A 12,561-nucleotide genomic window follows, 5' to 3' on the forward strand; every position below is an offset into this window, starting at 1 on the left:
TCATGAACGCCCTTTGCTCTGGGTTAGGGGTCCTATGACAAAATCGATCGTCAAGCTGTTTGGCCTGGCTCTGGTGGCGCTGCCGCTGGCAGGATGTGGGCTTACCGGTTCGACCACCCAGCCAAATGTCGCCGCTGCGCCACCCACGCCCACCACCAGCAATTCGCCGATCCTCGACAGTCTCGATCCTGCCGACCGCGCCCGGGCCGAACAGGCTCGTCGCACGGCCCTGGATGGCAAGGCGAAAGTCAGCGTCGACTGGAAGAGCGACAGCAACGCCTCCACGCATGGCAGCGCGGTCGCCGGGCCTCTGCAGAACCAGGGCGCAGCCCAGTGCCGGCAATATTCCCAGACCATCTACAAGGAAGGCGTGCCGAGCGTCGCCCGTTCGACGGCGTGCCGGCAGCCGGATGGTGGCTGGGTCAACAGCTAAGGCGTATTGCGATTGCACGGAAGCGCTGAGAGCCGCGAACATGCTCATCAAGCCAATCCGTTGGATTGGCTTGAAGTCAAGGAGTTGGAGCAGACAGGTGTTCAGCCATGGACGCGGCTTGCTCCGTCGATAGTCGGGTAAAGGGGCGTGTAGCCGCGCACGCCACCAAATTGCATTGCGTGATACTGCGTGTTTGCGCGTGTGACGCGCCCAAATTAGGCCTTATGGCCAGCGCAAGAGATTTCGCATGCTCCTATGGATAGCCCTGGCCGCCATGACCGGCCTCGCAGCTCTGGCGTTGCTGTGGCCGCTGGCGCGGCGCGGTAGCGCCCTGACGCCGCAGGCATCCGACATAGCCATCTACAAGGACCAATTGGCCGAGATCGATCGCGATCTCGAGCGCGGGCTGATCGCCAAGAGCGAAGCACAGGCCGCCCGCATCGAGGTCTCGCGCCGGCTGATCGAGGCCGACGAGGGAGAGAAGCTCGAGAAAGGTCGGCAGCCCGCCGCACAGGCGGCTATCGGGCGGCGCAGGCTTGCCGCGAGCATCGTCCTTGTCGCCGTGCCACTGCTCAGCCTCGGGCTCTATGCCTATCTCGGCTCGCCGTCGAACCCCGATCAGCCCCTTGCGGCCCGCCTGGACAGCAATATCGAGAACGCTTCGCTCGATGAACTTGTGGCGCGGGTGGAAGCCAAGTTGGCGGAGAATCCGGAGGATGGTCGCGGCTGGGAATTGATGGCACAGATCTATCTGCGCCAGGGACGCTTCGAGGATGCCAAGCAGGCCTATGCCAACGCGTTGCGGCTGCTGGGCTCGACGGCCGAGCGCGAGACCAATTTCGGTGTCGCCGTCGTCGCCGCTGCCGACCGCATGGTGACGGCCGATGCCAAGGCGGCTTTCCAGCGAGCACTCAAGCTCAATCCCACGGAATTCCGCGCGGCCTATTTCCTCGGCCTCGCCAAGGAGCAGGATGGCGACAAGAAGGGTGCAATCGAAGCCTGGCAGGCCCTGATTGCCGGCAATCCCGATGCTGCCGACTTCCTGCGGCAGGAAATCACCAGGGTCGGCGGGCAGCCCAAATCTGCTCCCGATGGCACCGCTCCCGATGCAGTTGGTCCGGGTCCCTCGAAGGACGATGCCGTCGCCGCCCAGACGATGACGCCCGAGGAGCGCGGCAAAATGATCCAGGGCATGGTCTCCGGGCTGGCTGAGCGGTTAAAATCCCAAGGGGGCAGCCCGGAGGAATGGATGAAGCTGATCAAGGCTTATAGCGTGCTTGGGCAGGCGGACAATGCCCGCAATGCACTTGCCGATGCCCGCAAGGCCCTGGCCAGCACGCCCGATGCCGTCAGGCAGATGGACGAGCTTTCGAAGGCATTGGGTCTATGACGCGTAAGGGCAGACGTCTGGCGATGATCGGAGCGGCCGGGGTGGTCCTCGCGGCTGCGGTGGGCCTGGTGTTGTTCAGCCTGGGCGGCACCATGTCCTACTTCGCCGGTCCGAGCGACATCGTCGGCAAGCAGACCACGCCGGGTCAGCGCTGGCGGTTGGGCGGCCTGGTGGAGCAGGGCTCCCTGCAGCGCGGTAGCGCGTCTGAGATCGCCTTCATGGTGACCGATACCAACAAGTCGATCAAAGTCATCTATTCGGGTATCGTGCCCGACCTGTTCCGCGAGGGCCAGGGCGTGGTGGCGGAGGGCGTGGTCGACAGTGCCGGCGTCTTCCAGGCCGATACGCTGCTGGCCAAGCATGACGAGAAATACATGCCCAAGGAAGTGGCGGATGCGCTGAAGGCGCAAGGCCATTGGGAAGAGGGCGGCGCCTACGGGAAGAAGCCATGATCGTCGAAGCCGGCCATTACGCACTTGTTCTCGCGCTCACGCTTGCCGCGATTCAATCGGTACTGCCGCTATGGGGCGCCCGCACCGGCGATCTCGGCCTGATGCGCATCGGTACCAGTTCGGCCCTGTTCCAGCTTCTCTTCATCGCCATGGCGTTTGGCGTGCTGACCTATGCCTATGTCAGCTCGGATTTCTCGCTCACCAACGTGTTCGAGAACTCCCATTCGGCCAAGCCGCTCATCTACAAGATCTCCGGCGTGTGGGGGAACCATGAGGGCTCGATGCTGCTCTGGGTCCTCATCCTGGCCTTTTTCGGCGGACTGGTGGCGGCTTTCGGCCGTAACCTGCCGCCGACCATGAAGGCGACCGTGCTGGCGGTGCAGGCCTGGATCAGTGCCGCCTTCCTGCTGTTCATCCTGCTCACCTCCAATCCCTTCACCCGCCTCACGCCGGCGCCGATGCAGGGACAGGATCTCAATCCGATCCTGCAGGATGTCGGTCTCGCCATCCATCCGCCCCTGCTTTACCTGGGCTATGTCGGCTTCTCCATCGCCTTTGCCTTCGCGGCTGCCGCGCTGATCGAAGGGCGCATCGATGCCGCCTGGGCGCGCTGGGTGCGGCCCTGGATCCTGCTGGCCTGGATCTTCCTGACGCTGGGCATCGCCATGGGGTCCTACTGGGCCTATTACGAGCTCGGCTGGGGCGGCTGGTGGTTCTGGGATCCGGTCGAGAATGCCTCGCTGATGCCCTGGCTGGCCGGCACCGCGCTTCTTCACTCCGCGCTGGTGATGGAAAAGCGCAACGCCCTGAAGGTGTGGACGATCCTGCTCGCCATCCTCACCTTCTCTCTCTCATTGCTCGGTACCTTCCTGGTGCGCTCGGGCGTGCTCACCTCCGTGCACGCCTTTGCCACCGATCCCAAGCGCGGCGTGTTCATGTTGGCGATCCTGGTGCTGTTCATCGGCGGCGGCCTCAGCCTGTTCGCCTGGCGTGCGTCTGCCCTGAAGCAGGGCGGCATCTTCGCGCCGATCTCCCGCGAGGGCGCGCTGATCCTCAACAATCTCCTGCTGACGGTAAGCTGCTTTGCCGTGTTCATCGGCACGCTCTATCCCCTGGCGCTGGAAGCCCTGACCGGCGGCAAGGTGTCGGTCGGCCCGCCCTTTTTCGACCTGACCTTCGGGCCGCTGATGCTGGCGGTGCTGATGGTGATGCCGTTCGGACCGCTTCTTGCCTGGAAGCGCGGTGATCTGGCGGGCGCCATGCAGCGCCTGGGCGCCGCGATCGGGCTCGCCATCCTGGCTGCGTTGGTGACGCTGTGGCTCAAGCAGGGCGGGCCGGTGCTGGCACCGCTCGGCGCAGGCCTCGCCTTCTTCATCATGGCAGGGGCGGTGGTCGAGATCGCCGGGCGTATCAAGCTGTTCCGTGAACCACTGGGATCGAGCCTGCGCCGGGGGGCCGGCCTGCCACGCTCGGCCTTCGGTACGGCCTTTGCCCATTTCGGCGTCGGCGTCACGCTGATGGGCATCGTCGCCGCCTCGGCCTGGCAGTCGGAGACCATCGTGGCGATGAAGCCGGGCGATACCGCCACTTTCGGCCGCTTCCAGGCCACCTATGTCGGCTCGGTGCCCAAGCGCGGCTCGAACTACACAGCCACCGAGGCGAGATTCGTGATCCGTCGCGATGGCGTCGAGGTTGGCCAGATCGCCTCTTCCAAGCGCTTCTACCCGGCACGCCAGATGCCGGTGACGGAAACGGGCATCAGTACCCATGGTTTCGACCAGATCTATATCGGACTCGGGGATACCATGCCGGACGGAGCCATTGCGGCGCGGCTCTATGACAAACCGCTGATCACCCTGATCTGGCTGGGCTGCCTAATCATGGCGTTTGGCGGCCTGCTGTCGCTATCCGACCGCCGCCTGCGCGTCGGCGCTCCCAAGCCGGCGCGTCGTGTCGCCCAGACCATGCAGCCGGCCGAGTAGACGATGTTGAAGCGCGTCCTCCTTGCCTGCTTTCTCGGCCTCATGGTGCTGCCGGCCCTGGCCGTGCAACCGGATGAGGTTCTGCCTGATCCGGCCCTCGAGGCGCGCGCGCGTGCGCTGTCGGCGCAGTTGCGCTGCATGGTTTGCCAGAATGAATCGATCGACGATTCGAATGCCTCGCTCGCCAAGGATCTGCGCATCCTTGTGCGCGAGCGCTTGAAGGCCGGCGACAGCGACACGGCGGTCAAGGACTTCCTGGTTGCCCGCTATGGCGATTTCATCCTGCTGAAGCCGCCGCTGGAATGGCGCACCTTGGCGCTGTGGTCGGGACCGCCCATATTATTGCTGCTGGGCGGCATCGCCATCTTCCTGTCGACACGGCGGCGGCAGGCTGCCGCTCCTGCGCCGCTCAGCCCGGACGAGCAGGCCAGGATCGACGATATCCTGAAGCGGGAAGGGTAGGCCGGGGACCATCGCGGGTCCGTCGGCCTGAGCGGATTCTCTATCGGCCGGTCTCGAACAGGAACCACGTCCGGCGCTCGGTCTCGCTGATACAGTTTTCGATCAGGCTGGCGGTCGCGACATCGCGGTGTTCGTCGCACAGATCGTGGGTCTCGCGCAGGAAGCCGATCAGGCGTTTGTTGTCGTCGAGCAACTCGGCAAGCATGTCGCCGGGCGTGACGAAATCGGCATCATTGTCCGACAGGCGCTGCAGCCGTCCGATATGGCCGGCCGAACGCAGCGTGGTATCGCCGATCTTGCGGACCCTTTCCGCGATCTCGTCGGTCATGGCGAAGATCTGCTCGGCCTGTTCGTCCAGCAGCAGGTGGTAGTCGCGAAAATGTGGACCCGAGACATGCCAATGGAAGTTCTTGGTCTTCAGATAGAGGGTGAACACGTTGGCGAGCAGCGTCGTGAGCGCGCCTGACAAGTCCTTGGTTGCATTGGAGCCTAGATCGGTTGGGACCCCCAGATCCGCCGTCTTCAATGCTTTCGCCTTGTCCTTGGCCATTACGCAATTTCCCTTGCTATGAAGTGGCTACGCCTCCGGCCGATCCGTAATGGATCCTGCGACGGGAAGCGGCGGCCGTCATAGAACATCGCTTGGCCGACAAGGTTCATCGCGGACCGGACTTGGTCGGCTATCGTGCCGCCCGGCATCTTTTCTGCTCCGCTTGGTTATTCGTGCGCGATCTCATCTTGAATCAAACAAAACCGGCGCTGTAATCGTCCGGTTCATGCCGGCTGGGGGAGGCGGAACAGGCGAGGCGCGGCGGACCAGGGACACCACCTCCTGATCGAGTTCCGCAAAACCCGAGGAACGGTAGAGCGAGGCGGCGAGGACGTTGCCGGCATCATCGATCCGGAAGCGTACATAGGCGATGCCTCGTTCTCCGCGCGAACGGGCGTCGGCGGGATAGCGCTTGCGCCGTTCCAGATGCGCGATCAACTGTGAGCGCCACTGCGCCGGCGCCGGGCCGGACACCTGGCTGGAGCTGGTTTGCCGGGCGGCATTGCGGCTGGACTGGCTGGCCTGGACCTGTGCCTCGACGGCCGCTTTCGAGGCCTCCTGAGCCTGTTGGCGACGAGGCTTGGCCGGCTTTTGCTTGAGAGGCTTCTTTGGCTCTTCCCGGCGCGCGGTCTCCTGCTTCGCCTGCTTTTGCACGGGCCGCTCCTGGGGAAGCGCAACCTCGGCCTGCTCGACAGGCGTCTGGGTCGTTTCCATCGTCGGCTCGGGCTTGGCCGCCTCCGTCACCGGTTCGGGAGCCGGGACTTCCTTGACGGGCTCGGGCGGCACGGCTTCCTCGGGTGTCGTGACCGCCTCGCTTGCTGCCTGGGGTTCCGCCGGGCGCAGATCGGGAGAAATCTCGTTCGCCTGGGTCTCCCTTGCCTCAGGCATCGGCGCGAACTCGATCATGATCGCTGGCGGGGGCGCATCGGCTGCCGGCGCTGCTGGCGATGGCTGCAGGTACCAGACCGCCGCCCCCAGATGGATTCCCAGCGTGAGGAGGCCGGCGCCAACCCACAACGCCAGATCGGCGGCGCGGTTGCCATGATCCGTAATGGCCCAATCGGTCACGGCCGCGCGTCCTCCGGCACACTCTCCAGCCCGACCAGCGCAATCTTGAGATAGCCGGCCTCGCGCAGCTGGTTCATCAGAGTCATCAGCTGCTCGTAGCTCACCGATTTGTCGGCCCGCAGGAAGATGCGGGCCTGCCTGTCATTGGCGGTGAAATTGTCGAGAGAGGCCGCGAGGGTCTCGCGCTGGGCCGGCTCATTGCCGAGTGCGAGCGACAGGTCGGATTTCAGCGTCAGATAGAGCGGTTTGTCGGGGCGCTCCACCGGCATGGCCGTGGATACCGGAAGGTCGACGGCGATATCCACGGTCGATAGGGGTGCCGCCACCATGAAGATGATCAATAGCACCAGCATGACGTCGATAAAGGGTGTGACGTTGATCTCGTGGTTCTCGGTAAGCTCAATTCCGCTGTCTTCGCGCAATCCTCCCGCCATGGCGATCACTCTGCCGCCATGGCGGCTCTTGCGGCCATGGTGTCGGGGATTGGTATGCGGCGCAGGTCCAGTTCGAGGCTGACCAGGCGCTCCACCGCGGCCGTGGCATCGGCCAGACGTTGCCGATAGCCGACGACGGCGCGAGCGAAGAGATTGTAGATGACGACGGCGGGTATGGCGGCAACCAGGCCGATCGCGGTCGCCAGCAGGGCCTCGGCAATGCCGGGCGCCACCACCGCGAGATTGGTGGTCTGGGTGCGGGAGATGCCGATGAAGGCATTCATGATGCCCCAGACCGTGCCGAACAGGCCGACAAAGGGTGCGGTGGAGCCGATGGTGGCCAGGATGCCGGTGCCCCGGGTCAGCCGGCGCCCCGCCTGCGCCTCGATGCGCGAGAGGCGGGAGGCGACGCGCTCCTTCACCCCGTCGCTGCCGGCATGGTCGAGGGCCGGCAGCGACCGACGCAATTCATCCTCCGCCGAGCGCACCATGGCCGCTCCCGGCCCGCCACGACCGGTGAGGGCGTGCATGGCTTGCGACAAGTCCGTCGATCCGGCGATTGCCGCAAGGGCTCGCTTGGCGCGAGCGGCGGCGCAGGCGATCTCGACTGTCTTGGCCAGCCACACCGTCCAGGTCACCAGCGAGGCGAATGCAAGCCCGAGCATCACTGTCTTCACCACCCAATCGGCGGCCAGAAACATGCCCCAGGGCGAGAGGTCGTGGCCTGGCCCCGATGCGGGCATCGCTTCGAACAGGTGACCTACGGCTCCGATCGGATCTTCGAGGAAGGCGGGCGCCGGTGACGGCGCCGCGTCCGGTGCGGATGCCGGAAGGGGTGGCACGGGCGGTGTCACTTGTCCGGGCTCGACCGGAGACCCGGGAGCTGACGCCGGCGCCTGAGCCAGCGCAACGCCTGGCGGGAGCAGCAGCACCGACGCCACCACGATGCTATGACGGATGGCAAGGGATGGGCGGCAGCGGTTCTGGAGGTAGGGATACATCTTCGTCCTGTTGCTCTCCCATCCCGGCCAGGATGTCGGGGCCCGCTCCGAGGCTGGGAGGTGTGGTCATCTCATTGGAAAAAGGCCCGAACTCGGTCGATCGAACCGAGTTCGGGCCGATGCCGTCAGAATTTAGCGGTCAGCGAGGCATAGAAGGTGCGCCCGGGCCCCGGTTGCTGCACCAGGCTCAAGGGGTCGACGTAATATTGGTCGGTCAGGTTCTCGACGCGGACGCTGCCCGTGAGGTTCTTGCTGAACTTGTATTCGGCGAACACGTCCACCAGCGTGTGCCGTTCCCAGTCGACCAGGGCGATGAACTGGGAAGCGCCCTGCGCCGTCACGTCGCCATGGCCGATGGCGCGGGCGCCGACATGGGAAATCCGGCCGCCGATGGTGAGCGTGTCGTCCATCAGCTTCTGGGACAACGTCAGTGCCAGCGAATAGCGGGGCGGAATATGGTTGGTCGCATAGTCGGCATAGAGCGACTTGTTCTCGCAGGTTCCGGCGGTGCGGCAGAACTCGACATTGGTGTAGTAGTTGGCCGCAAGGTCCGCCGTGAAGCCGCCGAGCTCATAGCGTCCGGACAGTTCCAGGCCGGAAAAATGGGCGCGGTCGATGTTGAAGATGCGCATGCCCGAAGAGCCGTTGGGGAATGCGTACCATTGGCGGGCGATGTAGTCGTCGACGGTCCAGTCGAAATAACCCAGCTTCAGCATGCCTTTGTCATGCGCCGACAGAAGACCTTCCCGGCGCAGATTGGTGCCGACCTCCCAATTGCTGGAACGCTCGGGCTTCAGCTGGGAATTGACGTTCATGGTGAAGGCCGAGACCGACTCCATGATGCTGGGCAGCCGCATTGCGTTGGAATAGTTGACGTAGAACTGGGCGCCATCGATGGGCTCCAGCGTTACCCCGATCGAGGGGCTGAAGCCGCCCTTGGCCAGCCTGGTATTGTAGGTGTAGTCGGGGCGCACCTGCTCGGGGGCGTTGCGGTCCTCGGACCAGAAATGCTGGTAGCGCAGGCCCCCATTGAGGGTGAGCCAGTCGACAGGCTTCCAGGCGACCTTGGCGAAACCGGCTGCTTCATGGCGGATGCCGTCGCGCAGGTCCAGCCAGGTTTCCGCCTCCTTGGTGCCGCGGCTAGGGCGGGTGTCCTCACCCCGATAGGAGACGCCATAGGTCAGGTCGGCCGAGCCATAGGCGAACAGGAACTTGGAGGTGTTGGTGATCTCGGCGCCCCACATGTCCGTGTCGGACCCGGAGCGGAAGTCCCCCGGCTTGGGCGGCCTGTAGCCGGCGCGCAGGGGATTGCGCATCTCCAGCTTGCTCCACCACAGATTGGTCTTCAGATTGATGAGATCATTGTCCTCGGGCTTCCAGCGGTAGCGCAACGTGACGGTATCGACCGAAGTTCCGGTGGTCTGGGCCTGCTGGACCGCCTGTCCCCGGTTATTGGTAAGCCGCGATGCCAAGAGGTCGCCAGCTTCGCTGCGAAAGCCGTTATAGCCGAGCTCCATGCTCTGGCCGTCGCCGAAACGCATCGTTCCCTTGACGATCCATGATTGCGTTTCCAGCTGGGTGTTCAGCACCTCCTCGCCGGCGCGATAATTGGCGATGCCGCCATTCGCGATATAGTCCTTGTAGTTCTCGCAGAAGGAGGGATTGGAACAGACGCGGCGTGGCCCCAGATGGATGGGATAGGCCGAGGGGCCGTTCGATCCCGCATGGTAATTGCCCTGCTTGCGATAGGCATAGCCTGCGAGCAGGTCGAAATTCTCTTGCTTGACTGCTGCCACGACGCTGCCCGATCCGCTTGTCGGTGACAGGAGGGCGGGGCTGTTCATGCCGGTCGGGGAAGGCGTGGCGACGGGCGGAGCCCAGGAGGCGTAAGGCCACTGGTAGCCGGCGACCGCGCCAGCCTTCGGCGAAGAGGTGTTAGTGCCGAACCCGCCGCGGAATCGCACGCCGTAATTCTTGCCGTCCTCCACGATGTCGGCCGCGTCCAGCGTGCGCATGGCGACGGTGCCGGCAATGCCGTTGGAGGTGACGTCCGATCCCTTGGTGATGTCGATGCCACCGAGAAGATCGGGATCCACGAAGGTGCGGTTGGAGGTGCCCTGATAGCCCTGATAGACGGTCACCGCGTTTTCGGCGCCGTCGACCGTCACCGCGACGCGGCCCATGCCCTGCATGCCGCGGATATTCACATCGATGGCGCCGGCGCCGTTGCGCGCTTCGCCCGATGTCACGCCCGGCGTGCCCCGGAATATGTCGGCCGGACTCGACCCCCGGAAGCGCTCAATGGCCTTTTCCGAGATGTAGGCGGTGGGTGCCGGCGTCTCATAGGGAGCTTCCTGCGGATTGCCGCCCTTGCTGGCCGTCACGGTGATGACGTCGAGCACCAGCGAACCGTCATCGGCAACGGGCCCCACCGTGCTGGTGGCGCGCCCGCTGATGGTCACGGTGTTGACGCTGGTGAAACTGTAGGAGAGACCCGTGCCGGCGAGCAGGCGCGAAAGGGCCTGTTCGCGGGTGTAGCTGCCGGAAAGGGCAGGACTGGTCCGGTCGGCAACCAGGGACGAGGCGAACAGCAGGCGCAGTCCGGCTTGATCGGCGAAACGGGTGAGGGCCGACCCGAGACCCTGTTGGGGGATGTCGAGGCGAATGCTTCCCTGCTGCGACGGTTGGGCGTAGGCGTGGCCGCCTGTACCAAACGTCGAACCCAGCACCAGACAGATCGATACCGATCCCAAAAGTGCAATTGTGGTGAAGCCGCCAAAGCCGCACCCCTTGTCATATCCTGATCTTCTGCCGCCCATCAATCCCGTCCCGCTGACCAAAAGGGAGGAGGGCGTGCATTGTCTGCAACGCCTGCCAGACCCCATATCTTGAGGACGAAACGAGCGAGGCGATCTTGCACCGCATCGGGAAGAAAATTTCGAAATGATGCGGCAGGGCGGGCGAAGCGGCGTTCCGGGCGCTCGTCGTTGGACAGCCTCAATGCAGGATGGTGACGAAGGGCAGCCGCGTGACCTTGACGGGAAGCGTCGCCTCGATGGTGGAGAGAATGGACTCCGGATCGGCGAGATCGAACACTCCCGTCACCTCCAGAGACTGCAAGCGGGCGCTGGCGATCATGATCCTGCCGCGGCGCTGGCGCTCAATCTCGACCACGACATCCCCCAAGGGCCTCCGATTGAAGATGAGCTTGCCCCTGCGCCAGGCCGTTTCGGATTCGGCGTCGACGGGCTCGGCTGGCGATGGCTGCCGGTCGGCGCCATAACGCACCCGCTGATCGGCTGCCGCCAGTACGCCTGAGCCAGGTCGGGTGCCGGCCATCACGTCCACCCGTCCCTCCACCACGGTGACGACCACCTCGTGCGAGCGGATGTCGACATCGAAGACTGTACCGACAGCCCGGGCCTGGCCGCCATTGGCGGTCACGATGAAAGGCCGTCCGGCATCGGGCATGACCTGAAACAGTGCCTGGCCATTGAGGAGTTGTAGGCGCCGCTGGCCGGCATCGAAGGCGACGTCCAGTGCGCTGTCGCCGTTGAGAAGGGCGGTGGAACCGTCCGGCAGCGTTATGGTTGAGCGCTCGCCGGCGCCGGTGCTGTGTTCGGCGAACAGATGCGGACGTAGAAGGCTGGAGCCGGCAACGGCCAATCCGCCGATCGCCACCCCGCCGAGCACAGCCCGCCTTGTCAGTTTGGCGCGGGCACTGCGCTGAACCTTCTTCCCGGCAATGCCGATGCCATGCCAGATCGTCTCGGCTTCGCGGGCGGCCAATTCGTGCTCGGAGCTCTGCTTGCGCCAGGCCGCGAAAGCCTCATGGTCGGCTTTGCCGGCCCGGCCGGAATGCAGCTTCACCAGCCAATCTATCGCGGCATCGCTGAGCGCGAGATCCGCCTGCCGTCTTGTGGTGCCTGGGTCCATCTGTCTGTCGCGATTCTAGGGATTTTCCGCGGCGGCGCATTCTACAACGCCATCGTACGAGGAAGCTCAGATGGCGGCACGGAAATGGTCGCGGCAATTACGCAAGGCCTGGACCAGATAACGCGCCACCATGCTTTCGGAAACACCGAGACGGCTTGCAATGTCGCGATGGCAGAGCCCTTCGCAACGGCTCAACAGCAACGCCGCCCGCGGTTTGGGAGCCAGCTTCGATAGCCCGATCGCCAGGAAACGCAACTGATCGCAATCGATCGTGATCGTCTCGGGGCTGGGGGCGCTGTCGGCGACCGCCGCCAATATCATCTCGTCGCTGATGCAGTGGGCGGCGTGCCGCCGCTCCTTGCGGGCGAGATCGATGGCAATGTTGCCGGCGACACGCAGCAGGAAGGCCTGGGGATCCTGAATGGGTGCACGCGGATTTTTCATGTCCGCCAGCCGCAGCCAGGTCTCCTGCACGGCCTCCTCGGCCAGATCGTGGGAACCGCTCCGCTTCCGCAACAGGCCCCGCAACGCCTTCCATTGGCGTAGATAGAGCGACATCAGGTCGTCACGGGTGTCGGGCGAGGTGATCGTCGTCATCGGCGCTGCATCGGGAAGGGAAGCGAAAGCCGCGCTTCATCCAAGCGATGCGCGTCAAGTGATGTCGCGATCTGATACTATATCAATAATTTCCCTGCAACATCAATAATTTAGATGAGTTCTAAGCGGCGCTGAACTCGCGCGACATATGATCCATGTTCATTTGGAGGCGATGCAGACGGGTGCTCCCGTGGCACCATGGGCGCCTTAAGAAAAAAAGCGGCGACTTACTAAAGAGTAATCCCACGGAAAAAGA

At 64.3% G+C, this 12,561-nt stretch carries 12 protein-coding genes; 5 read left to right on the forward strand and 7 right to left on the reverse strand.

Translation table 11 applies throughout. From position 1 onward, the window contains the following. The first annotated feature begins 34 nt into the window (after positions 1–34). From ACZYTC_RS03860 to ACZYTC_RS03880, 5 genes are all read left to right on the forward strand, one after another. Positions 35–433 (forward strand): hypothetical protein, encoded by a 399-nt coding sequence (locus ACZYTC_RS03860; RefSeq protein ID WP_488988947.1) that lies wholly within the window; start codon positions 35–37, stop codon positions 431–433. A gap of 247 nt (positions 434–680) precedes the next feature. Then, positions 681–1,823 carry a c-type cytochrome biogenesis protein CcmI gene (ccmI, locus tag ACZYTC_RS03865; RefSeq protein ID WP_488988948.1) on the forward strand — a complete coding sequence of 381 codons (1,143 nt, stop codon included), beginning with the start codon at positions 681–683 and terminating at the stop codon, positions 1,821–1,823. Continuing rightward, on the forward strand, positions 1,820–2,275 hold the full coding sequence (gene ccmE, locus ACZYTC_RS03870; RefSeq protein WP_441772037.1) for a cytochrome c maturation protein CcmE: 456 nt from the start codon (positions 1,820–1,822) through the stop codon (positions 2,273–2,275). Before ccmI ends, ccmE begins: the two co-directional genes overlap by 4 nt. Further along, positions 2,272–4,257 (forward strand): heme lyase CcmF/NrfE family subunit, encoded by a 1,986-nt coding sequence (locus tag ACZYTC_RS03875; RefSeq protein ID WP_488988949.1) that lies wholly within the window; start codon positions 2,272–2,274, stop codon positions 4,255–4,257. Before ccmE ends, ACZYTC_RS03875 begins: the two co-directional genes overlap by 4 nt. A 3-nt stretch (positions 4,258–4,260) precedes the next feature. Then, entirely contained in the window at positions 4,261–4,719 is a 459-nt protein-coding gene (locus ACZYTC_RS03880) for a cytochrome c-type biogenesis protein (protein WP_434957318.1), read from the forward strand. 40 nt (positions 4,720–4,759) lie between these two features. Here ACZYTC_RS03880 and ACZYTC_RS03885 read toward each other — a convergent pair whose 3' ends face one another. From ACZYTC_RS03885 to ACZYTC_RS03915, 7 genes are all read right to left on the reverse strand, one after another. Next, a complete protein-coding gene (locus tag ACZYTC_RS03885; protein WP_434957317.1) occupies positions 4,760–5,269 on the reverse strand; it encodes a Dps family protein in 510 nt (169 codons plus the stop codon). A gap of 183 nt (positions 5,270–5,452) precedes the next feature. Next, the gene (locus tag ACZYTC_RS03890; protein WP_434957316.1) at positions 5,453–6,337 is read right to left on the reverse strand and encodes a TonB family protein; all 885 of its coding nucleotides are present in this window, start codon (positions 6,335–6,337) and stop codon (positions 5,453–5,455) included. Next, positions 6,334–6,771, reverse strand: coding sequence for a TonB system transport protein ExbD (gene exbD / locus ACZYTC_RS03895; RefSeq protein ID WP_434957315.1), 438 nt, complete (start codon positions 6,769–6,771; stop codon positions 6,334–6,336). The genes ACZYTC_RS03890 and exbD overlap by 4 nt, the downstream gene beginning before the upstream one ends. A gap of 5 nt (positions 6,772–6,776) precedes the next feature. Beyond that, positions 6,777–7,772 (reverse strand): tonB-system energizer ExbB, encoded by a 996-nt coding sequence (exbB, locus tag ACZYTC_RS03900; protein ID WP_488988950.1) that lies wholly within the window; start codon positions 7,770–7,772, stop codon positions 6,777–6,779. A 125-nt stretch (positions 7,773–7,897) separates the two neighbouring features. Then, on the reverse strand, positions 7,898–10,501 hold the full coding sequence (locus tag ACZYTC_RS03905; RefSeq protein ID WP_488988951.1) for a TonB-dependent receptor: 2,604 nt from the start codon (positions 10,499–10,501) through the stop codon (positions 7,898–7,900). Positions 10,502–10,769: 268 nt separating this feature from the next. Beyond that, entirely contained in the window at positions 10,770–11,708 is a 939-nt protein-coding gene (locus ACZYTC_RS03910) for a FecR family protein (RefSeq protein WP_434957312.1), read from the reverse strand. Positions 11,709–11,774: 66 nt separating this feature from the next. Beyond that, positions 11,775–12,305 (reverse strand): RNA polymerase sigma factor, encoded by a 531-nt coding sequence (locus tag ACZYTC_RS03915; protein WP_488988952.1) that lies wholly within the window; start codon positions 12,303–12,305, stop codon positions 11,775–11,777. Positions 12,306–12,561 lie beyond the last annotated feature (256 nt).

The organism is Labrys sp. F242, from assembly GCF_057813875.1.

What these genes read in the sequence shown, in the direction of transcription:
- ACZYTC_RS03860 (WP_488988947.1), top strand. Translation starts at nt 35, where the DNA reads ATGACAAAATCGATCGTCAAGCTGTTTGGCCTGGCTCTGGTGGCGCTG.
- ccmI (WP_488988948.1), top strand. Translation starts at nt 681, where the DNA reads ATGCTCCTATGGATAGCCCTGGCCGCCATGACCGGCCTCGCAGCTCTG.
- ccmE (WP_441772037.1), top strand. Translation starts at nt 1,820, where the DNA reads ATGACGCGTAAGGGCAGACGTCTGGCGATGATCGGAGCGGCCGGGGTG.
- ACZYTC_RS03875 (WP_488988949.1), top strand. Translation starts at nt 2,272, where the DNA reads ATGATCGTCGAAGCCGGCCATTACGCACTTGTTCTCGCGCTCACGCTT.
- ACZYTC_RS03880 (WP_434957318.1), top strand. Translation starts at nt 4,261, where the DNA reads ATGTTGAAGCGCGTCCTCCTTGCCTGCTTTCTCGGCCTCATGGTGCTG.
- ACZYTC_RS03885 (WP_434957317.1), bottom strand. Translation starts at nt 5,269, where the DNA reads ATGGCCAAGGACAAGGCGAAAGCATTGAAGACGGCGGATCTGGGGGTC.
- exbD (WP_434957315.1), bottom strand. Translation starts at nt 6,771, where the DNA reads ATGGCGGGAGGATTGCGCGAAGACAGCGGAATTGAGCTTACCGAGAAC.
- exbB (WP_488988950.1), bottom strand. Translation starts at nt 7,772, where the DNA reads ATGTATCCCTACCTCCAGAACCGCTGCCGCCCATCCCTTGCCATCCGT.
- ACZYTC_RS03910 (WP_434957312.1), bottom strand. Translation starts at nt 11,708, where the DNA reads ATGGACCCAGGCACCACAAGACGGCAGGCGGATCTCGCGCTCAGCGAT.
- ACZYTC_RS03915 (WP_488988952.1), bottom strand. Translation starts at nt 12,305, where the DNA reads ATGACGACGATCACCTCGCCCGACACCCGTGACGACCTGATGTCGCTC.